Origin of the sequence: Sulfitobacter sp. D7 (genome assembly GCF_003611275.1) — a bacterium.
GTDB classification, from domain to species: domain Bacteria; phylum Pseudomonadota; class Alphaproteobacteria; order Rhodobacterales; family Rhodobacteraceae; genus Sulfitobacter; species Sulfitobacter profundi.
Genome location: NZ_CP020694.1, coordinates 453,928 through 473,072 on the forward strand (window position 1 = coordinate 453,928; position 19,145 = coordinate 473,072).

A 19,145-nucleotide genomic window follows, 5' to 3' on the forward strand; every position below is an offset into this window, starting at 1 on the left:
CAACTTGTCTCTGGTGACAGGGCTTATTCGCCGTAAGGCACCCAGATATTCTTAACCTCTGTCGCGGCTTGCAGGAATTCGCGCCCCGTGCCATCGGTCCCGAACCAATCGCGCGCCATACCGTGGTTTACCCAGGTACGCTTGATATTGCTCGCCGCCCCTTTCTCAACCACGGCCGAGAGTTCCGCCGCGCCAAAGCTCCATACGGCATCAATGTCCATATGCCGCGCCATCGGGTCGGCCAGATCGGCCTGCGACCCGGTCAGGATATTCACCACACCCGCAGGCACGTCGGAAGTCTCCAAAACCTGCACGAAATCGGTCGCCGCCAGCGGGAAGGGTTCGCTCGCCGAAAGGATCACGCGGTTGCCCATGGCAATAGCGGGCGCCATGCAAGAGATCAGGCCCAAAAGCGGTGCCTCTGCCGGGCAAAGTGCCCCGATCACGCCCACAGGTTCCTTCATCGCCAAGGCCACGCCCCGGATCGGCACGCCGTGAACCTGACCATCGTATTTGTCGGCCCAGGCGGCATAGGTGAACAGCCGGTCAATAGCGGCATCGACCTCTTTGCGACCATTCTTTGTCCCTTGCATCGCATCCAGCCGCGCGGCGAATTCATCGCCCCGCGCCGAGAGGTTTTCGGCAATGTAGTAGAGGATCTGCGCCCGCAGATGGCCGGTGGTTTTCGACCACCCCTTCGCCGCATGCGCTGCTTCAACCGCGTTGCGGACATCCTTGCGACTGGCAAGGCTCACATGGCCCAACAGCCCACCAGACTTGCCCCAGACCGGCGCGGAATATCCCCCATCGGGCCGCGCTTGCTTGCCCCCGATATAAAGCTTTGCGGTGCGGTCGATCCCGTCTTCCGGGCCACCTTCACCGCTGAATGCTTCGATCTCTTTCAACGGCTTCTGAGCGGTCTTCGGCTTCGTATAGCCCGCCAGACCTTCCCAGCCGCCCTCACGGCCAAAGCCACTCTCGCGCTTGCCGCCAAACCCGGCCGCCGCATCCATCATATTGGTGCCGTTGACCCAAACGATCCCGGTCTCCAACTGTGGCGCAATATCAAGGGCGAGGTTCACATTATCGGTCCAGACCGTCGCCGCCAGCCCATAGCGCGTGTTATTAGCAAGCTGCACCGCCTCGCCAGGCGTACGGAAAGTGGTCGAGACCAACACCGGCCCGAAAATCTCTTCCTGCATCAGCGTATCGGCCGGGTTCAGCCCGGTGATCAGCGTCGGCGGATAGAAACATCCCTGCTCAGGCATGTCGCCCGGCGTAACAAAACGCTCGCCCGCGGTGTTTGCCTCCACCATCTCGCTCACGCGCTTGTATTGCACCGGGTCCACCAGCGCGCCCACGTCAATGCTCTTGTCCAGCGGATCACCGATACGCAGCTTCTCCATCCGCGTGCGCAGCTTGGCATAGAAGCGATCCGCAACAGGCTCATGCACCAACAACCGCGAGCCTGCACAGCAGACCTGCCCCTGATTGAACCAAATCGCGTCAACCAGCCCTTCGACCGCGCTATCCAGATCGGCGTCATCAAACACGATGTAAGGCGACTTGCCGCCCAACTCCAAAGTCAGCGCCTTGCCCGAGCCTGCCGTCGCCTCACGAATGCGGCGCCCCACGGCGGTGGAGCCGGTAAAGGCGATCTTGTCGATATCCTCATGGGTAACAATCATCTCGCCCACAGCGCCATCACCGGTGACAATGTTAACCACACCCTTCGGCAATCCAGCCTGACGGCAAATGTCAGCAAAAAGCAGCGCCGTCAGCGAAGTATACTCCGCAGGCTTCAACACCACCGTGTTGCCCATCGCCAGCGCAGGCGCGATTTTCCACGCCAGCATCAGCAGCGGGAAGTTCCACGGAATGATCTGTCCACACACCCCAAGCGCCTGCGCATCGGGCAGCTCACTCTCCATCAGTTGCGCCATGCCGGCGTGGTAATAGAAATGCCGCTGCGCCAAAGGCACATCGATATCACGCGCCTCACGGATCGGCTTGCCGTTGTCCAATACCTCCAGCACGGCAAAGAGCCGCGCGTGTTTCTGCAGCAACCGCGCCAGCGCATAGATTTGCCGCGCCCGGCCATGGCCGCCCAGCTTCTCCCACTTCGGCTGCGCCTTGCGCGCGGCTTTTACCGCACTATCCACATCGCCCTGTGTCGCCTGCGTCAGGCTGGCCAGAGCCTCTCCCGTCGCCGGGTTGGTGCTGTCGAAACCTGCCCCCGGCGAGGTGAACGCCCCATCAATGAAATGACCAAAACGCCCGCCTTGATCCACGATCCAAGCCAGCGCATCTGCCGCCGATTCCGGGGCTGGCCCGTATTCCATGCTCTCAAAAATCTCGGACACGCTCATGCCTTCATCCTTTTCCAAATACCGTCCCGCAGCCTGCAACAGGCTCAGGAGGTCGCGTGGCGGTAAGCCGCCGAATAGTTGCCGGTCACATGATGTTCCAACTGCCGCTCGATATCGCCCAAGAGCGAGGACGCGCCGAAGCGGAAGAGATCAGGCTGCAACCAACGGTCGCCCAGCTCTTCCTTCATCAAGGCCAGATAGGTGATCGCATCCTTGGCCTTGGAAATACCGCCCGCAGGTTTGTAGCCCACCCGCACCCCGGTGCGCTCATAATACTCACGGATTGCCCGGATCATCACGAGGCTGACGGGCAGGGTGGCATTAACGCTCTCCTTACCTGTCGACGTCTTAATGAAATCGGCCCCGGCCATCATGCAGACCAGCGACGCACGCGCCACATTGCGCAGCGATCCCAATTCGCCCGTCGCAAGGATCGCTTTCACATGGGCCTCGCCACAGGCCTCGCGGAAGGCGCGCATCTCATCATAAAGCGCCTGCCAGTCGCCCGAAAGCACATGGCGGCGCGAGATCACGATGTCGATCTCTGTCGCCCCTTCTTCCACACTCATCTCGATCTCGCGGATCCGCAGTTCCAGCGGCGACAGGCCCGCCGGGAAACCGGTGGAGACGGCAGCGATCGGGATATTGGTCCCTTCCAGCGCCTTGCGCGCGGCGGGGATCATCTCGTGGTACACACAGACCGCACCGGTGGTGATCGGGGCCATGCCAAGGGCATCAAGCAGATCGGGCGCAATCGGTTGGCGCGCCTTGGCGCAGAGCCGCTCAACCCGGCGCGCGGTATCGTCGCCCGAGAGGGTCGTCAGGTCGATACAGGTCACGGCGCGCAGCAGCCACGCGGCCTGATGTGCTTTTTTCAGCGAACGGCGGGCGGGCAGGGCGGCGGCGCGGCGCTCGATCGCTGAGGTGTTCGCCTGCATAGAGCGCAGCCAATCCATATCAAGCGGCATAGGCTCGACACGCTGTTCGGTCACCTGCGGCAGATGCCCGGTCGCGCCGGTTTCCGTCGTGCTTTCCTGCGGGGTCGTCTGGGTGGCCATCGGGTCTCTCCGGTTTGGTCAGGCGCGCAAAATGACATGGGGCCCGGGGCAAGGCAAGCGACGCTAACCCCGCGTCACGAAGGGAATGCCTGAAAAACAGGCAAAATGCCGCAATTGTTAATGAGAACCATTCGCAACTGTTGACTTACATGAGAATCGTTCTCATTAATAACCCATGAAACATGCATCTGACCCTTTTCGCCCGTCCCGCCGCTCCGCTCTGATCGGTGGTATGAGCGCCTTTGCCCTTCTGGGGGCTGCGCCCGCCGCCTTTGCTGCGCAAAAGCTTAACGTTGTCGCCACGACAGGTATGATTGCCGACGCCGCCCGCCGCGTGGGGGGCGACTTGGTCGAGGTCCGCTCGCTGATGGGCTCAGGGGTCGATCCGCACAGCTACCGCCAGACCCGCAGTGACATCGTGGCGCTGACCCGGGCCGATCTGGTGCTCTGGCATGGTCTCTACCTTGAGGCGCAGATGGAACGGTTTTTCGAAGATCTGGGCCGCAAGCGAGCCGTGGTTGCCGTGGCCGATGCGCTACCCAAGGATGATCTGCTCAGCCACCCGGATTACGAGGGGCGCTATGACCCCCACGTCTGGATGGACCCGAAAACTTGGATCGCCGTGGTTGATGAGGTGACCCGCGCCCTGACCGAGGCCCATCCCGCAGGAGCCGAGACTTTCGCCCAGAACGCGGCCACCTACCGCGCCGAGCTGGAACAATTGGCCACCTATGCCGCCGAGACCGTGGCACAGGTGCCAGAAAGCCAGCGCGTGCTGGTCACGGCCCATGACGCTTTCAGCTATTTCGGGCGCGCCTTTGGGTTCGAGGTGATTGGTATTCAGGGCATCTCGACCAACAGCGAGGCCGGGCTGAACCGTATCTCTGGGTTGGTCGATGAACTGGTCGACCGCGAAATCGGTGCCGTCTTTGTCGAAACGTCGGTTTCCGACCGCAACATGCGCGCGCTGGTCGAAGGCGCTGCGGCGCGCGGTCATGAGGTCGTGATCGGCGGATCGCTCTATAGCGACGCCATGGGGGAACCGGGCAGCTATGAGGGCACTTATATCGGTATGATCGATCACAATGTCACCACCATCGCCCGCGCGCTCGGCGCGCCGGTGGCTGCGGGCGGGATGACCGGCAAGCTGGCACAGGGAAGCTGATCCATGACACTTGAACTCGCCAGCAGTCGTGAGACCGCGCTGACATCGCGTGCCGACAGCCCGCTCGCCGTGCGCGGCATGACCGTCTCCTACGGGCAGAAACCTGCGGTTTTTTCGGTCGATATGACCGTTGCGCCGGGCAAGATGACCGCGATCATCGGCCCGAATGGCGCGGGCAAGTCGACTTTGCTCAAGGCTGCTTTGGGCATTCTGACCCCGCTGGCGGGCACCGCCACCGTCTATGGCAAGCCGGTGGCCGAACAACGCCACCGCATCGCCTATGTGCCGCAGCGCGCCAGCGTGGATTGGGATTTCCCGACCCGCGTGATCGACGTGGTGCTGATGGGGCTCTATCCGCAACTGGGCCTGCTGGGCCGCATCCGCCCTGTGCACCGCGCCCGCGCCACCGATTGTCTGGCCCGCGTCGGCATGGAAGATTTCGCCACCCGTCAGATCGGCCAGCTGTCGGGCGGCCAGCAACAGCGGGTGTTTCTTGCCCGTGCCTTGGCGCAAGAGGCGGACCTCTACTTGTTGGACGAACCCTTTGCCGGGGTCGATGCGGCGACAGAGAAGGCGATCATCGCCGTGCTGAAATCCCTGCGGGACGCAGGTAAAACGGTTGTGGCCGTGCACCATGACCTGTCGACCGTGGCCGAATATTTCGACAATGTGTTCTTGATCAATACCCACCGCGTCGCAGAAGGCAGCGTCGAAGAGGTATTCCAAGCCAACCACCTGCAAGACGCCTATGGTGGGCGCTTGGCCGGCGCGCAGATGGAAGCGTTGCAACTGTCATGATCTGGGACGCGCTGACGCTGCAACTGGGCTATAACGCCACGCTGGTAACACTTGGGGCGACGCTGCTGGGCATGGCTGCGGGCGTTGGCGGCACCTTTCTATTCCTGCGCAAACGGGCGCTGGTCAGCGACGCGATTTCCCATGCGACGCTGCCCGGTGTGGCGCTGGCTTTCATGGTGATGGTCGCGTTTGGCGGGGACGGCCGCAACCTGATCGGCCTGCTGCTAGGCGCGGCCTTGTCTGCGGCGGCGGGGCTGCTTTTGGTCTCATGGCTCAGCAACCGCACACGTCTGGCCGAAGATGCGGCGATTGGCTCGGTCCTGTCGGTTTTCTTTGGGCTTGGCATCGTCTTACTCACGGTGATCCAAACCATGAGCGCCGGACGACAAGCAGGGCTGGAGGATTTCCTTCTGGGGTCCACCGCCGGGATGCTGCGCAACGACGCTCTGATCATTGCGGTGGCCGCGGCGCTGACGCTGGCGCTGGTGCTGCTGCTTCGGCGTCCGCTGACGCTCGCCTCGTTCGATCCTGAATATGGCACCGCCATCGGCCAGAACGTCCCGCGCACGGATCTGGCGATGATGGGGCTGGTGCTGGCGGTGACCGTGGTGGGCCTTAAAATCGTTGGGCTGATCCTGATTGTCGCGCTCTTGATCATCCCGCCCGTCACCGCCCGGTTTTGGAGCGAGCGCACCGATCACGTGGTGCTGATCTCCGGTGCGCTTGGCGGTATCGCGGCCTATGTCGGCGCAGCGCTGTCTGCGGCCCAGCCGAACCTGCCGACGGGGCCGATCATTGTGCTGGTGGGCTTTGCGCTCTTTGCGCTGTCGCTGCTGTTGGCACCGGGGCGCGGCGCGCTTTCGGCTCTGCTGCGCCACCGCCGGTATCAGCGCCGGGTGCATCTGCGACAGGGGCTGCTGGCGCTTGCCCATGGACAACCGATCTACGAACAACTGACCCTGCGCCTGCTGCGTGCCGAAGGCTATGCGCTGCCCGATGGGGTCGCCACCAAAGCGGGCCGGGGCCGCGCCGCCAAGGCGCTGCGGGACGAAACCCGCTGGCAGTTGATCCGCCGCGATCCAGCTTACGAGGCGGCGGCCCAGCAATATGACGGTCTGACCCCCATCGAGACGGTGCTGACCGCCGACCAAATCCGCGAAATTGACAGCCGCATCGACATGCGCGGCGGGGTGATGGCATGAACGGTTCTGAATTTGTGCCCCTGTCGTTGGTGCCGATGCTGACCGGCATCTTCGTCGCCGTGGCCTGTGCCCTGCCGGGGAATTTCCTCGTCCTGCGCCGCCAAGCGCTGATCGGAGATGCGATCAGCCATGTGGTGTTGCCGGGGATCGTGGTGGCGTTTCTGCTGACCGGCGTGGTCAGCACCTGGCCGATGCTACTGGGCGCTGCGGGGGCGGCGTTGGTCGCCGTGCTGGTCATCGAAGGCGTGCGCCGCTTGGGCAAGATCGAATCCGGTGCGGCGATGGGCGTGGTCTTTACCGCGATGTTCGCGGGCGGGGTGTTGTTGCTTGAGCAATCGGACACCAGCAATGTGCATCTCGACGTGGAACATGCGCTTTATGGCAACCTTGAAAGCCTGATTTGGTTAGATGCAACTGGCTGGGGCTCTTTGCTTGACCCCGAAGCGCTGGCGACCATCCCGGTGGAACTGCCGCGTATGGCGGTGACGCTGCTTTTTGCGGCACTTTTCACGGCGATCTTCTGGCGGCCCTTGAAAATCAGCACCTTCGACGAAGGATTTGCTCGTACCATCGGCATGAAGACCGGGCCACTGGGGCTTGGTCTGGTCATCGTTGCGGCGATTGCCGCTGTGGCGGCCTTTGACGCGGTGGGCAGTATCATTGTCATCGCCATGTTCATCTGCCCCCCCGCCGCCGCGCGGATGATGACCAACCGATTGGAGTTTCAGATTGCGTGGTCGGTCCTTTTTGCCACTTTGGCCGCTGTGCTGGGCTATGTGTTTGCCGGATACGGGCCGCTTTGGATCGGCATGCGGGATTCGGTGTCAGCGGCGGGGATGATCGCCACGGTTTCGGGTGTTATCCTTGGGTTTGCGGCACTTATGGGGCCGCATCGGCAAAGAGGCGCCGCTGCCCCCGCCGCTTAATCGAATCGCAACGATTCGTTTTCTGGGCAACCGATTCGATTTTGCTTTGACCTGTGATTCGTCCTGCGTCTATACAGGGTGCAAGCTCCGCCGGAGACGACTTGTACCCGGGTCGCCCGCCGCTCTGATAAGACCGGAATAACAAAAGCACCAGTGCGCCGAGTAGCCGACCCAGAAGCGGATCGCCCCAGTCTTGGCGGCGGTCCGCTGACTCTGTCTTCCCCCTCTGATAGACGCAATCCGATCTGGCAGAATCGGAATGGCCCATGCTAGGTCTTGCGGTATGCCAAGCCCGACCCCCAATATAAGCGAAAACCGCCCCGTCATCCGCCAGTTGGACGATTCCGCGATCAACCGCATCGCTGCGGGCGAGGTGGTCGAGCGCCCCGCCTCCGCCGTGAAGGAACTGGTCGAAAACGCCATCGACGCGGGCGCGCGGCGCATCACCGTGGAATATGCCGACGGCGGCAAGACGATGATCCGCGTGACCGACGATGGCTGCGGCATCGCGCCCGAGGATTTGGCGCTGGCCTTGTCGCGCCACGCGACCTCCAAAATCGATGGCTCTGACCTGCTTGATATCCACACTTTCGGGTTTCGGGGGGAGGCCCTGCCGTCCCTCGGTGCTGTCGGGCGGCTGACGATCACCAGCCGAGCGTCGGGGTTTGACGGGGCCGAGATCACCGTCGACGGTGGCCGCATGGGCGAGGTACGCCCGGCGGCGCTGAACAGCGGCACCATCGTCACCCTGCGCGATCTGTTTTTCGCCACACCTGCGCGGCTCAAGTTCCTGCGCACCGACCGGGCAGAGGCGCAGGCCATCGGCGATGTCATCAAGCGGTTGGCCATGGCCGAGCCTTTCGTGCGTTTTGTGCTGCGCGATGTCTCGGGTGACGGTAAGGGCCGCGATGTATTCCGCGCCGAGGCTGAGCAGGGCGATCTGTTTGAGGCGCTGCATGGCCGTTTGGCGCAGGTGCTGGGCCGAGAGTTCGCGGAAAACTCCCTGCCCATCGACGCCATGCGCGAAGGGCTGCATCTGACGGGGTTCGCAGCACTGCCGACCTACTCGCGTGGCTCTGCGGTGGCGCAGTATCTTTTCGTGAATGGCCGCCCGGTGCGGGACAAACTGCTGACAGGCGCATTGCGCGGCGCGTACTTCGATTTCCTCAGCCGGGACCGCCACCCGGCGGCGGCGCTGTTCGTGGAATGCCCGCCAACGCTGGTCGATGTGAACGTGCACCCGGCGAAATCAGAGGTGCGTTTCCGCGATCCCGGTCTGGCACGGGGGCTGATCGTCTCGGCCCTGCGCCATGCGCTGGCCGAGGCGGGGCACCGTGCTTCGACCACCGTGGCTCAGGCGACTTTGGGCGCGATGCAGCCCGAACCGCAGGGCGCACGGGTCTACCAGATGGACCGCGCGGGCATGGACCGCCCCAGCCCCGCCGCGCGGCAAGCGGCCTATAACGCGCAGGCGCCGGGCTTTGCCGAAACCGCAGGCGTCTGGGGCCGGGTGGAGGGCACGCCGATGCCCGAAGCGCCCGCGCCGTTCACTGCCGCGCCCGAGGGCGAAGAGGCGGCCCCCGCCCCGGACTACCCGCTCGGCACCGCGCGGGGGCAGGTGCATGAGAATTACATCATCGCGCAAACCGCCAGTGGCATGGTCATCGTAGACCAACACGCCGCGCATGAGCGGTTGGTTTACGAGAAGCTGAAGCGCCAGATGGAAGCCAACGGCGTCGCGGCCCAAGCGCTGCTGATCCCCGAGATTGTCGAGCTTTCCGCCAATGACTGCGCGCGGCTGCTGGAACTGGCGGACGAGCTTGCCAAACTCGGCCTTGGCATCGAAGCTTTCGGCGGCAGTGCCATCGCCGTGCGCGAAACGCCCGCGATCCTTGGCACCGTGAACGCCCGCGCGCTGATCCTTGATGTGCTTGACGAATTGGACGAAGGCGACAGCAGCAACATCGTGCAGGCAAAGATCGAAGCGATCCTGAGCCGTGTCGCCTGTCATGGGTCGATCCGTTCGGGCCGCTGGATGCGCGCCGAAGAGATGAACGCGCTCTTGCGCGAGATGGAGGCGACCCCGCATTCCGGCCAGTGCAACCACGGGCGGCCCACCTATGTCGAACTCAAACTCGCCGACATCGAACGGCTTTTCGGGCGCACTTGATGGAGCTTGGCGGCACGACGTTGAACCTGTCTGACCCTGTGACGCTGGCCGCCCTTGCCGGGGCCGGGCTGCTGTTGCTCATCGTTATCTTGCTGATTATGGCGGTGCGCGCCGCTGGCCGCTCGGCCCGTGTGGCCGCCCCCTTGGCGCAGCAGATGCGCGTGCTTGGGGGGCATGTGCAGCAGTTGGGGCAGGGGCAGGAGCAGCTGCGCGGCGGGTTGCAGATGGTCTCGGACACACAAAGCAATACCCAAGCGCAAATGATGCAGAGCATGGAGGCGCGGCTCGCCTACGTGCAGCAGCAGATGCAGGACCGGCTGGCCGACAACGCCGCCCGCTCGGCCCGGTCCTTGGCCGAGATGCAGCAGCGCATGACCGAGACGCTGCACGGCTCGTCGAAACGCACCACCACCAGTCTTGCGCAGTTGCAGGAGCGTCTGGCCTCAATCGATAAGGCGCAGGATAATATCACGAAACTATCGGGCGACGTGCTATCGCTCCAAGACATCCTCAGCAACAAACAAACGCGCGGATCCTTTGGTGAAATCCAACTGCGCGATATCGTGTCGAAAGCCCTGCCGAGCGACAGCTATTCTTTGCAAGCCACTCTCAGCAACGGCAAGCGGCCCGATTGCCTGATCCATCTGCCCAACCCACCCGGCCCGATCGTGATCGACAGTAAATTCCCGTTGGAGGCCTATGAGGCCCTGCGCCGCGCCAAGACCGAAGCCGAGACCCGCGCCGCCGCCCAGCAGATGAAGGTCGCCGTGCGGGTGCATCTGAATGCGATTGCCGACAAGTATATTCTGGAGGGTGAGACCGCCGAAGGCGCGTTGATGTTCCTGCCCTCCGAAGCCGTCTATGCCGAATTGCACGCCAACTTTCCCGAACTCGTCCGCGAGGGGTTTGAAAAGCGCGTCTGGATCGTCAGCCCGACGACCTGCATGGCCACGCTCAACACCATGCGCGCGATCTTGAAGGATGCGCGGATGCGCGAACAGGCAGGCGCGATTCGCAAAGAGTTGGGCAATCTGAACAAGGATGTCGAACGGCTGGCGATGCGTGTCGGCAACCTTGATCGGCATTTCAGCCAAGCGCGGCGCGATGTCGAAGAGATCAAAGTCAGCAGCGAAAAAGCCGCCAAACGCGCGGGCCGCTTGCATAATTTCGACTTCGAAGAACTGGCAGAAGACAAAACCGAGGCTATTGTTCCCCTAAGGACACCCGAAGGGAACGGCTGAATGAACGACGTGGACATTACCGGGATGACGCTGGAGGCGATGCAGACGCGGGCCGCCGCGTTGCGGAGCGATATCGTGAAAACACCGGTGGTGCCCCTCTCTTCTCCCATGGTCGATGATGTGCTGGGCGGCGCACAGGTTGCGCTCAAGCTGGAGTGTTTTCAGCATACCGGCACCTTCAAGGCCCGCGGCGCGCTTTCGGTGGCGCGACAGTTGGATGATGACACCCGCGGGCGAGGGATCACTGCGGCCAGCGCGGGCAACCATGCCATCGCTGCCGGTTGGGCTGCGGCAAAGCTGGGGATCAGCGCCAAGGTGGTGATGCAGGATAACGCCAACCCCTTTCGCGTCGCCCTTGCCCGTGCCACCGGGGCCGAGGTCGTGATGAAACCTGCCGGGCAACAGACCTTTGCCGAGGCGGAGCGGCTGGTGCGCGAAGAGGGGCGGTTTTTTATCCACCCTTTCGAGGGGCTGCACACGTCGCTCGGCACCGCGGGGGTGGGGCTGGAACTGATGGCGCAGGCGGCGGATTTGGATGCGGTCGTCGTCTCTGTTGGCGGTGGCGGGTTGATCAGCGGTGTGGCCGCCGCGGTCAAGGCGATCAACCCCGCTTGTCGGGTGTACGGCGTGGAGCCGATAGGCGCCGACAGCATGTCGCGAAGCCTCGCCTCTGGCGCGCCCGTGACCATCCCTGAGGTCAATACCATCGCCGACAGCCTTGGCCCGCCGATGGCGCTGCCCTTTGGCCATGCGCTTTGTGCGGTCTATGTCGATGATGTGGTGACGGTCAGCGACGATGCGATCTGCGCCGGGATGGTGGTGCTGCAGCAGGCCGCGAAATTGGCGGTGGAACCTGCCGCCGGGGCTGCGATGGCCGGGGCGCTCGGGCCCCTGCGCGCGCAACTGGCGGGGCGGCGTGTGGGGGTGATCGTCTGTGGGGCCAATATCGACACCGAAACCTATCTGGGCCAGTTGAGCCGCGGACAAGCGGCGCTTGAAAGCCTGCTGTCATAGCACCCCTTTGCGCGGTCGCAGGCAGTCTTTCGGCGGCGAGACCCTCTCCAAGAAAATGTATCGGGCAGTGCAACTTTAACTCCTTTTTACCCGTGTGTGCCCCATATCCAAAGTCCCGGACCAAAGCAGGACCCTTATGCCTTTTGAAGCTCTGAACGACAGCACCGACCCCCAGCATCCGCGCGGCCGGCGCGTCGCCGTGATTGGTGGCGGTATTTCCGGCATGGGGGCGGCGCATATGCTGGCGCCAACGGACCGCGTGACCCTGTTTGAGGCGGGAGCCAAGATCGGCGGCCATGCGCGGACGGTGATGGCCGGAAAGAACGGCGATCAGCCGGTCGATACCGGGTTTATCGTGTTCAACTATGCCAACTATCCGCATCTCGCGGCGCTGTTTGCCGAATTGGACGTGCCGGTGGTGCCGTCGAACATGAGCTTTGGCGCGTCGATTGATGGCGGGCGGCTGGAATATGCGCTGACCAGTTTCAACGCGGTCTTTGCCCAGAAACGCAATATGTTCAGCCCGCCTTTCCTGCGGATGCTGCGCGATATCGTGCATTTCAACAAGAACGCGCTGGCGGTGTCGCGTGACCCGTCGATGACCATCGCAGAGTTTCTCGACCGGCTTGGCACCGGGCGCTATTTCCGCGACTTCTATCTCTCGCCGCTTTCCGGCGCGATCTGGTCCACCCCGACCGAGAAAATCATGGACTTCCCGGCCCATGCCATGGTCAACTTTTTTGAGAACCACGCGCTGCTGAATTATTCCGGCCAGCATCAGTGGTACACGGTGAAGGGCGGCTCGCGGCAGTATGTTGACCGGTTGGAGAATGCTCTGCGCGCCAATGGCGTTGACCTGCGTACCGATTGCGCGGTGCAGGCCGTGCGCCGCACCGCGCAAGGCGCAGAGGTACGCGCATGGGGCGGCGAGTGGGAGGCGTTCGACGAGGTGATTTTTGCGACTCATTCCGATGACACGTTGGCGATGCTTTCCGATCCGACTAAGGCCGAGAAGCGCGCCTTGGGCGCAATCCGCTATCAGCCCAACGACATCGTTTTGCACGCCGATGCCAGCATCATGCCCAAGCGGCGTTCTACTTGGGCGTCATGGGTCTATACCGAGGATCGAGAACAAAAATCAGACCGGATCGACCTGACCTATTGGATGAACTCGCTGCAGCCGATCCCACAGGACGATCTGCATTTCGTGACGCTCAATACCAAACGCACGATCCGCGAAGATCTGATTTATGATCAAGTCACCCTGCGCCATCCGGTCTATGACCTTGCCGCCTTGGCCGCACAGGACGAGGTGCGCGCCTTCAACGGCAGCCAGAATACATGGTTCTGCGGCGCTTGGATGCGGCATGGCTTTCACGAAGACGGGCTGGCCAGCGCGGTGGATGTGGTCGAGCGGATGCAGGCCGCGCGGGCGGCACCCTTGGCGGCGGAGTGACGGCGGGCGTCGATCATATCCGGGGCCAAACCTTTCATGGCCGCAAAGGTGCGGTAGAGAACCGTTTCCGCTATTCGGTCGACTATGTGATCTGCGATGCCGAAGCCACGGCGCTGAAGGTGCCTGCGCTTTTCGCCCGCAACGGGGCGGGCCTGACCAGCCTGCAAGACAGTGACCACGGCGGCGCGCCGGGGCAGGGGCGTGGAGCCCTTTGGGTGCGCGAGGTTTTGGCGGCGCATGGCATTGTCGGGGTCGCGCGGATTGAGCTTGTGGCGCAGCCGCGGGTGCTGGGCCATGTCTTCAATCCGGTCAGCTTTTGGCTGTGCCGTCGGGCGGATGATGCGCTGATCGCGGTGATCGCCGAGGTGACGAACACCTATGGCGACCGGCATTCCTATCTGTGCCATCATGCAGACCTACGCCCGATCGCGCCCGACGACAGGCTGAAGGCGGCAAAGCTCATGCATGTCTCCCCCTTCCAAGATGTCTCGGGTGGCTATGTCTTTCGTTTCGATATCACCTCTGAGCGGATCGGCATCTGGATCGATTTCTCGGATGGGGAGAACGGGTTGATTGCCACTTTGACCGGGCCGCGTGCGCCGCTGACCAATCGCGGTATCCTTTGGTCGCTGCTGCGCCGCCCTTTCGGTGCGCGACGGGTGCTGGCGCTGATCCATTGGCAGGCGTTGAAGCTTTGGCTGAAACGGGCGGGGTTTCGCGCCCGCCCCGAGGCGCCCAATATCGACGTATCCCGTGATGCGGCGCATGGCGCGGGTGGCCGATGACAGGACGCGCGGCCCGGCTGCCCGCCTATGCGCTTTTCGCGGCATTGCTCGCGTCGGCGGGGCTGCCGATCTACATTCACGCGCCGAAGTTCTATGTCGATGAATACGGGGTCTCGCTGACGGCACTTGGGTCGGTGCTTTTTGGTTTGCGGCTGTTGGACGTGGTGCAGGACCCCGCCCTTGGTTGGTTGGCCCAAAAGCTGCGCGACAAGCGCGGCACTGCGGTGACGGTGGCAGGCGCGGTGATGGCGCTGGCGATGCTGGGGCTTTTTGCCATGCCCGCGCCGGTGGCGCCGGTGCTGTGGTTCGCGCTGATGCTGACGCTGGTGTTTTCCGCCTTCAGCTTTCTGACCATCTGTTTCTATGCACAAGGGGTTGCCAAGGCCGACAACCTGCCGGGCGCGGGGCATTTGACCCTTGCCCGCTGGCGCGAGACGGGCGCGCTTTTGGGGGTTTGTCTGGCCTCTGTCGCGCCTTTGCTACTGGGCGTCGGGCTGGATCGTCCCTTTGCCGGGTTTGCTGTTGGCTTTGCGATCTTGGCGCTTTGGGCCACGGTCGCCATGCGGGGCGAGTGGCGGGCGGCGGTGCTGCCGATGGAAAGTGGGTTCGGCACCGTGTTGCGCGATGCGCAGGCGCGGCGGCTGTTGTTGATCGCGCTGGTCAATGCCGCCCCGGTTGCCGTGACCTCGACCCTGTTTCTTTTCTACGTCGAACTGGCGCTTGAGGCGCCGGGGTGGGAGGGGCCGCTTTTGCTGCTGTTTTTCCTTGCAGCGGCAGCGGCGGCACCGCTTTGGGGGATCTTGGCAGAGCGGCACGGCCCGCGTCGGGTGCTGCTGGTCGCAATGGCTTTGGGCATCGCATCCTTCGGCGGGGCGCTGTTGCTGGGGCCGGGGGATGTTGCGCTTTTCGCCTTGGTCTGTCTGGCCTCAGGCGCGGTATTGGGCGCAGATTTGACCCTTTTGCCTGCCATGTTCGCCAGCCGCATGGCGCAGATTTCCCCCTCGGCTGCCGAAGGTTTTGGCCTCTGGTCCTTCGTCTCCAAATTGACCTTGGCTTTCGCGGCTGTTGCTCTACTTCCAGCTTTAGAACGCGCAGGGCTGCAGACCGCAGCGGGAACCAGTTCCGAAACATCCATATCCCTGTTGATCTGGTTCTATGCCGGTGTACCTTGCGTCTTGAAATTGCTGGCGATCGCTCTGCTCGCCAGTGCAAAAGACGTGGAGACACCGTGACAGAGCCGTTGATCTTTATCGCTGTCGGGCTTGGCCTTGGTCTATTGCTCACTTTTTTGCGCCGCCGTTTGGGGGAGTTTCATGGCCAGTCGCCAAGCGACTATGTCGATTCTTTCCCCGTCTTCGACCTGCGGTTGCATCTGCGCGATGAAATGATTTGCGAAGGCGTGATTTTCGGCCCCCTAGGCCGGGTCACCAGCAGCTTCACGGCCAATTTCGACGTGTCTTGGGAGGGGAATGTGGCCACCGTGGCCGAAACCTTTCGCTATAACGACGGTTCGCGTCAGGAGCGCGAATGGACCGTCACATTGGGCGAGAACGGCAATTTCACCAGCACCGCCCCGGATGTGATCGGCGTGGGGCAGGGCGTTCAGGCTGGACCGACCTTGCAGCTGCGCTATCGTATCCGACTGCCCGAAGAACTGGGCAGTCATGTGCTGAAAACTGTCGATTGGATGTATCTCACCCCCGATGGCACCATCGTGAACCGCAGCCAGTTTCGGAAATTCGGGATCAAAGTAGCAGAATTGGTCGCCACGTTGCGACCGGCGGAGGAAAGATGAAAGACTGGCAAGGCAAGACCTATTGGCTGGTGGGCGCAAGCGACGGGCTTGGGGCGGCACTGGCACATCAGCTTAGCCGCACCGGGGTCGAGGTGATCCTCTCGGCCCGCTCCGAGGACAAGCTGACCGAGCTGGCGCAGGCCCTGCCGGGCCGGGCGCGGGTGCGGGTCTTGGATGTGACCGATGACGCGGATGTGGCGCAGGCGGCAAAGGATGTGGGGCCAATCGACGGGTTGGTTTATCTGGCGGGGGCCTATTGGCCCTTTGCTGCGCAGGAGTGGCAGGCCGAGCATGGTGTGACCATGGCCGATGTGAACTTCACCGGGTTGATGCGTGTCCTGGGACAAGTGGTGCCAGAGATGGTCGCGCGCGACCACGGGCATATCGTCATCACCTCCAGCCTGACCGCCTATCGCGGTTTGCCCGGCTCAATCGGCTATACGGCCTCCAAGGCGGCGACCCTGTCTTTGGCGGAATCGATGCACGCCGATCTGCGCAAGACCGGCGTACAGGTTCAGGTGATCAACCCCGGTTTCATCAAGACCCAGTTGACCGACAAAAACGATTTCAAAATGCCCTTTTTGATGGAGCCGAAAGACGCCGCGCGGCGGGTCTATGAGCATATGAACGGCGACAGTTTCAAACTGGATTTCCCTTACGGGTTTTCGCTGCTGTTCCGTTTGGGGCGGTTCTTGCCAGACTGGCTTTACTACCGGTTCTTTTCCTAAATTCAGACCTCTGCGACATGCTGGTCAAACAGCTCCCGCGCACCTTGCCAGACGGGATTTCCCGCCTCTGGCAAGGCCCGAAGGGTCGGTAGCAACTGGCCTGCAAAATCCTCAGAGCTTTCGCGCGGCAGCATTGAGGGCAGGTTGTCGATGGCCATGACATCCAGCGGCGGGGCGTCATGCACACGCAGCGCTGGCTCCGCCCAAGTGGTCGCCCGGTCATAGACCTGCACAGGGTTGAAGGCGCTGTCTGGGTCGCAGGCGATGTCGCCGATCACCCGCAGCGCGCGCTCTGCCTTTGGGGCATCGGGGCGGACGAAGGCCGGAGTCTCGGGGCCTGCGAGGATGCAATTGAAGAAATAGGCATGCTTGAGGATCTCAGGGAATGGCCCGCCGTGGGCGGTCTCAGGCATATCCCAGCCGGTGACGGGAATGCCCAAAGCCTCGCAAAGATCGCTCGCCCCGCGCCCCACGCGGCCCAAAGCGCCGATCACCAGCGCGCGGTCTTGGCCCGCATCGACCTGCGCGAGGTCTTCGGCCAGCGCCGATTTTAGGGCTTCGGCATCGGGGTAGGGCTGCACCGGGCCGCAAGTCTCTCCGCGCAGCTGCGCGATGCGGCATTTGACCGACACCGCAGCCCCGGCAAATCCCGCCCAATAGCCAAAGGCGGCAACGCGGCGGCCAGTATCATCGGTCAAATATTCCAAATCCAGCAAGGTGCCGCCACCGGCCTTGAACCGTTCCAACAGCGTCCGCCCCGAGGATTGGCCCTTGTAGGCGTGGCCGAACATGATGTGGACATGGGGCAGGGGCGTCCCGTCTTCGGGCAGTTCCTTCAGGCCAAAGATCACGGCATCGTGCGGGGCGTCAGGCCAGCTATGCGCGGGGACGATCTCGCAGCCCGCTTGCGCATAGGCGGCGGTGGGGATCACGCGGCTGTCGCTGTCTTCGACGCTCACCTTCATGCCTGTCGCGATCAGCGCGGCGGCCCCTTCGGGCGTCAGCCCGGTGCGGGTCTCATTGTCGCGCTGTTCGGCGCGCAGCCACAGATGGGTCATACCAGCATTCCTTTTTCACGGATGGCTTTCACGCTGGCGCGGTCCTCCATGCGGGCGGCGAAAGCCTTTAGCTGGGGGAAATTGGCGCGGTCGACCCCGTCCCCCTCGAGCCAGCCCGACACGACAAAGAGATAAGGATCGGCCAGCGAGAGCCTGTCGCCCGCGACGTAATCGCCCCGGAAGGCGTGGTTTTCGACATAGGCCGCGCAATCGGCCATGGTCTGCGGCACTTTGGCTTTCATGTCGTCAAAGCTCGATTGCTGGTCGGCCCAGCGGTGGCCGCGCATTTTATGCGCGTGGGCCACATGCATGGTCGAGGCGAGGTAGTACATCACCCCGCGCATATGCGCCGCGGCCTCAGGGTCAGCCGGGACCAGCGCCGCATCGGGCGCACGGGCGGCGACATAGTCCAAAAGCGCGCCGGTCTCGGTCAGGGCGCTGCCCGCTTCGGTCACGAGGGTCGGCACGCGGCCTTTTGGGTTCAACGCCAGATAGGGCGCGCCGGTCTGTTCGGCGGCGGCGAAATCGACCTTCACCGGCTCATAGGCCAGCCCCGCTTCTTCAAGTGCAATGGCAACGGCGACTGAGATTGTGCCGGGGGCGTAGTGGAGTTTCAGCATGGGGGCAGCCTTTCGCGGGCGAGGGATCAGATATGCGTTTGTGCAAGGCGGCGGTCGGGACGGTCAAGATGCGGCACGGCATTGAACAGCACGGGCGACCAATGCCCGCCGATGGGAAAGAGCCGGTGCATCGAAGTATGCATGATCGCCAGCGCCAAGCGCGCCATCGCCGGAATGCCCACGCCCATGGCCTGCGCCATCGCCAAAGAAATCAGCCCGCCCGAGGTCACCACCAGCGCCGGGCCTTCGCCCTCGGCAATCTCGGCCAGCGCGGATTGAACACGGGTCTCAAAGTGCTCGTAGGTTTCGGGCGTGTCGGCAAGCTTGCCCGCTTTCCAATAGTCGAAGACCTGCGGCAGATGGTGCACAAACTCGCCCGCGCGGGGGAAGGGCACCTTGTGCTGTTGCTCCATCAGATTGGCAAGGGTGAAATATTCCAGCTCATTCAACCGGGCGTCACGGATGGGTTCCAGCCCGGTCTTCATCGCCTCGGCGGTTTCGATATGGCGGGTCAGGGTGCCGGTATAGAGCCGCGTGTGGTGGCTTTCGCTGTGACGCAGATGCTCGCCCAACCATGCGGCTTGCTCATGGCCAAGCGGGCTAAGTTGGTCATAGCTTAGCTCGTCCTTGGCGGTGGAATTGGCTTGGCCGTGGCGGATCAGGGTAATGTGGGACATCAAATGGCTTTCACTGTTCGCCCAAGTGATAGGGCAGCTTGTCGGGCCATACAATCCAATGCGCTGCGGCGGCGTTTATCCGT

At 63.1% G+C, this 19,145-nt stretch carries 17 protein-coding genes; 12 read left to right on the forward strand and 5 right to left on the reverse strand.

The features are described 5' to 3' along the window. Nucleotides 1–23: 23 nt before the first annotated feature. Entirely contained in the window at nt 24–2,369 is a 2,346-nt protein-coding gene (locus B5M07_RS02205; protein ID WP_120350040.1) for an aldehyde dehydrogenase family protein, read from the reverse strand. A gap of 44 nt (nt 2,370–2,413) precedes the next feature. Continuing rightward, the gene (deoC, locus tag B5M07_RS02210; RefSeq protein ID WP_120350041.1) at nt 2,414–3,427 is read right to left on the reverse strand and encodes a deoxyribose-phosphate aldolase; all 1,014 of its coding nucleotides are present in this window, start codon (nt 3,425–3,427) and stop codon (nt 2,414–2,416) included. A 175-nt stretch (nt 3,428–3,602) separates the two neighbouring features. On the opposite strand from deoC, the gene B5M07_RS02215 reads away from it, so the two are divergent. From B5M07_RS02215 to B5M07_RS02270, 12 genes are all read left to right on the forward strand, one after another. Further along, nucleotides 3,603–4,592 (forward strand): metal ABC transporter solute-binding protein, Zn/Mn family, encoded by a 990-nt coding sequence (locus tag B5M07_RS02215; RefSeq protein ID WP_120350042.1) that lies wholly within the window; start codon nt 3,603–3,605, stop codon nt 4,590–4,592. Between the two features lie 3 nt (nt 4,593–4,595). Further along, complete coding sequence (locus B5M07_RS02220) at nt 4,596–5,390, forward strand: metal ABC transporter ATP-binding protein (protein WP_120350043.1); 795 nt, start codon at nt 4,596–4,598, stop codon at nt 5,388–5,390. Next, nucleotides 5,387–6,592, forward strand: coding sequence for a metal ABC transporter permease (locus tag B5M07_RS02225; protein WP_120350044.1), 1,206 nt, complete (start codon nt 5,387–5,389; stop codon nt 6,590–6,592). The genes B5M07_RS02220 and B5M07_RS02225 overlap by 4 nt, the downstream gene beginning before the upstream one ends. Beyond that, nucleotides 6,589–7,518, forward strand: a complete 930-nt coding sequence (locus B5M07_RS02230) for a metal ABC transporter permease (protein ID WP_120350045.1) — start codon at nt 6,589–6,591, stop codon at nt 7,516–7,518. Before B5M07_RS02225 ends, B5M07_RS02230 begins: the two co-directional genes overlap by 4 nt. A gap of 283 nt (nt 7,519–7,801) precedes the next feature. Continuing rightward, complete coding sequence (mutL, locus tag B5M07_RS02235) at nt 7,802–9,688, forward strand: DNA mismatch repair endonuclease MutL (protein WP_120350046.1); 1,887 nt, start codon at nt 7,802–7,804, stop codon at nt 9,686–9,688. After that, the gene (locus B5M07_RS02240) at nt 9,685–10,929 is read left to right on the forward strand and encodes a DNA recombination protein RmuC (RefSeq protein ID WP_120350047.1); all 1,245 of its coding nucleotides are present in this window, start codon (nt 9,685–9,687) and stop codon (nt 10,927–10,929) included. Before mutL ends, B5M07_RS02240 begins: the two co-directional genes overlap by 4 nt. Next, nucleotides 10,930–11,943, forward strand: coding sequence for a pyridoxal-phosphate dependent enzyme (locus tag B5M07_RS02245; protein WP_120350048.1), 1,014 nt, complete (start codon nt 10,930–10,932; stop codon nt 11,941–11,943). 136 nt (nt 11,944–12,079) lie between these two features. Beyond that, entirely contained in the window at nt 12,080–13,399 is a 1,320-nt protein-coding gene (locus B5M07_RS02250) for an NAD(P)/FAD-dependent oxidoreductase (RefSeq protein ID WP_120350049.1), read from the forward strand. Then, nucleotides 13,396–14,184, forward strand: coding sequence for a DUF1365 domain-containing protein (locus B5M07_RS02255; protein WP_120350050.1), 789 nt, complete (start codon nt 13,396–13,398; stop codon nt 14,182–14,184). The genes B5M07_RS02250 and B5M07_RS02255 overlap by 4 nt, the downstream gene beginning before the upstream one ends. Beyond that, the gene (locus B5M07_RS02260) at nt 14,181–15,416 is read left to right on the forward strand and encodes an MFS transporter (protein ID WP_120350051.1); all 1,236 of its coding nucleotides are present in this window, start codon (nt 14,181–14,183) and stop codon (nt 15,414–15,416) included. Before B5M07_RS02255 ends, B5M07_RS02260 begins: the two co-directional genes overlap by 4 nt. Then, nucleotides 15,413–15,979: a DUF3833 family protein gene (locus B5M07_RS02265; protein WP_205570893.1), complete on the forward strand. Its 567-nt coding sequence runs from the start codon at nt 15,413–15,415 to the stop codon at nt 15,977–15,979. Before B5M07_RS02260 ends, B5M07_RS02265 begins: the two co-directional genes overlap by 4 nt. Continuing rightward, a complete protein-coding gene (locus B5M07_RS02270; protein WP_120350052.1) occupies nt 15,976–16,707 on the forward strand; it encodes an SDR family NAD(P)-dependent oxidoreductase in 732 nt (243 codons plus the stop codon). Before B5M07_RS02265 ends, B5M07_RS02270 begins: the two co-directional genes overlap by 4 nt. Before the next feature lie 2 nt (nt 16,708–16,709). Here the strand turns inward: B5M07_RS02270 and B5M07_RS02275 are convergent, their stop codons facing one another. Genes B5M07_RS02275 through B5M07_RS02285 form a run of 3 tightly spaced genes read right to left on the reverse strand, consistent with a single transcriptional unit; the run spans nt 16,710 to nt 19,062 of the window. Beyond that, complete coding sequence (locus B5M07_RS02275; RefSeq protein ID WP_120350053.1) at nt 16,710–17,765, reverse strand: saccharopine dehydrogenase; 1,056 nt, start codon at nt 17,763–17,765, stop codon at nt 16,710–16,712. After that, on the reverse strand, nt 17,762–18,385 hold the full coding sequence (locus B5M07_RS02280) for a glutathione S-transferase family protein (RefSeq protein ID WP_120350054.1): 624 nt from the start codon (nt 18,383–18,385) through the stop codon (nt 17,762–17,764). The genes B5M07_RS02275 and B5M07_RS02280 overlap by 4 nt, the downstream gene beginning before the upstream one ends. 26 nt (nt 18,386–18,411) lie before the next feature. Further along, nucleotides 18,412–19,062 carry a histidine phosphatase family protein gene (locus B5M07_RS02285; protein ID WP_120350055.1) on the reverse strand — a complete coding sequence of 217 codons (651 nt, stop codon included), beginning with the start codon at nt 19,060–19,062 and terminating at the stop codon, nt 18,412–18,414. Between the last annotated feature and the right edge of the window lie 83 nt (nt 19,063–19,145).

What these genes read in the sequence shown, in the direction of transcription:
- B5M07_RS02215 (WP_120350042.1), top strand. Translation starts at nt 3,603, where the DNA reads ATGAAACATGCATCTGACCCTTTTCGCCCGTCCCGCCGCTCCGCTCTG.
- B5M07_RS02225 (WP_120350044.1), top strand. Translation starts at nt 5,387, where the DNA reads ATGATCTGGGACGCGCTGACGCTGCAACTGGGCTATAACGCCACGCTG.
- B5M07_RS02285 (WP_120350055.1), bottom strand. Translation starts at nt 19,062, where the DNA reads ATGTCCCACATTACCCTGATCCGCCACGGCCAAGCCAATTCCACCGCC.
- deoC (WP_120350041.1), bottom strand. Translation starts at nt 3,427, where the DNA reads ATGGCCACCCAGACGACCCCGCAGGAAAGCACGACGGAAACCGGCGCG.
- B5M07_RS02245 (WP_120350048.1), top strand. Translation starts at nt 10,930, where the DNA reads ATGAACGACGTGGACATTACCGGGATGACGCTGGAGGCGATGCAGACG.
- B5M07_RS02230 (WP_120350045.1), top strand. Translation starts at nt 6,589, where the DNA reads ATGAACGGTTCTGAATTTGTGCCCCTGTCGTTGGTGCCGATGCTGACC.
- B5M07_RS02280 (WP_120350054.1), bottom strand. Translation starts at nt 18,385, where the DNA reads ATGCTGAAACTCCACTACGCCCCCGGCACAATCTCAGTCGCCGTTGCC.
- B5M07_RS02205 (WP_120350040.1), bottom strand. Translation starts at nt 2,369, where the DNA reads ATGAGCGTGTCCGAGATTTTTGAGAGCATGGAATACGGGCCAGCCCCG.
- B5M07_RS02250 (WP_120350049.1), top strand. Translation starts at nt 12,080, where the DNA reads ATGCCTTTTGAAGCTCTGAACGACAGCACCGACCCCCAGCATCCGCGC.
- B5M07_RS02220 (WP_120350043.1), top strand. Translation starts at nt 4,596, where the DNA reads ATGACACTTGAACTCGCCAGCAGTCGTGAGACCGCGCTGACATCGCGT.
- B5M07_RS02270 (WP_120350052.1), top strand. Translation starts at nt 15,976, where the DNA reads ATGAAAGACTGGCAAGGCAAGACCTATTGGCTGGTGGGCGCAAGCGAC.
- B5M07_RS02275 (WP_120350053.1), bottom strand. Translation starts at nt 17,765, where the DNA reads ATGACCCATCTGTGGCTGCGCGCCGAACAGCGCGACAATGAGACCCGC.
- B5M07_RS02260 (WP_120350051.1), top strand. Translation starts at nt 14,181, where the DNA reads ATGACAGGACGCGCGGCCCGGCTGCCCGCCTATGCGCTTTTCGCGGCA.
- mutL (WP_120350046.1), top strand. Translation starts at nt 7,802, where the DNA reads ATGCCAAGCCCGACCCCCAATATAAGCGAAAACCGCCCCGTCATCCGC.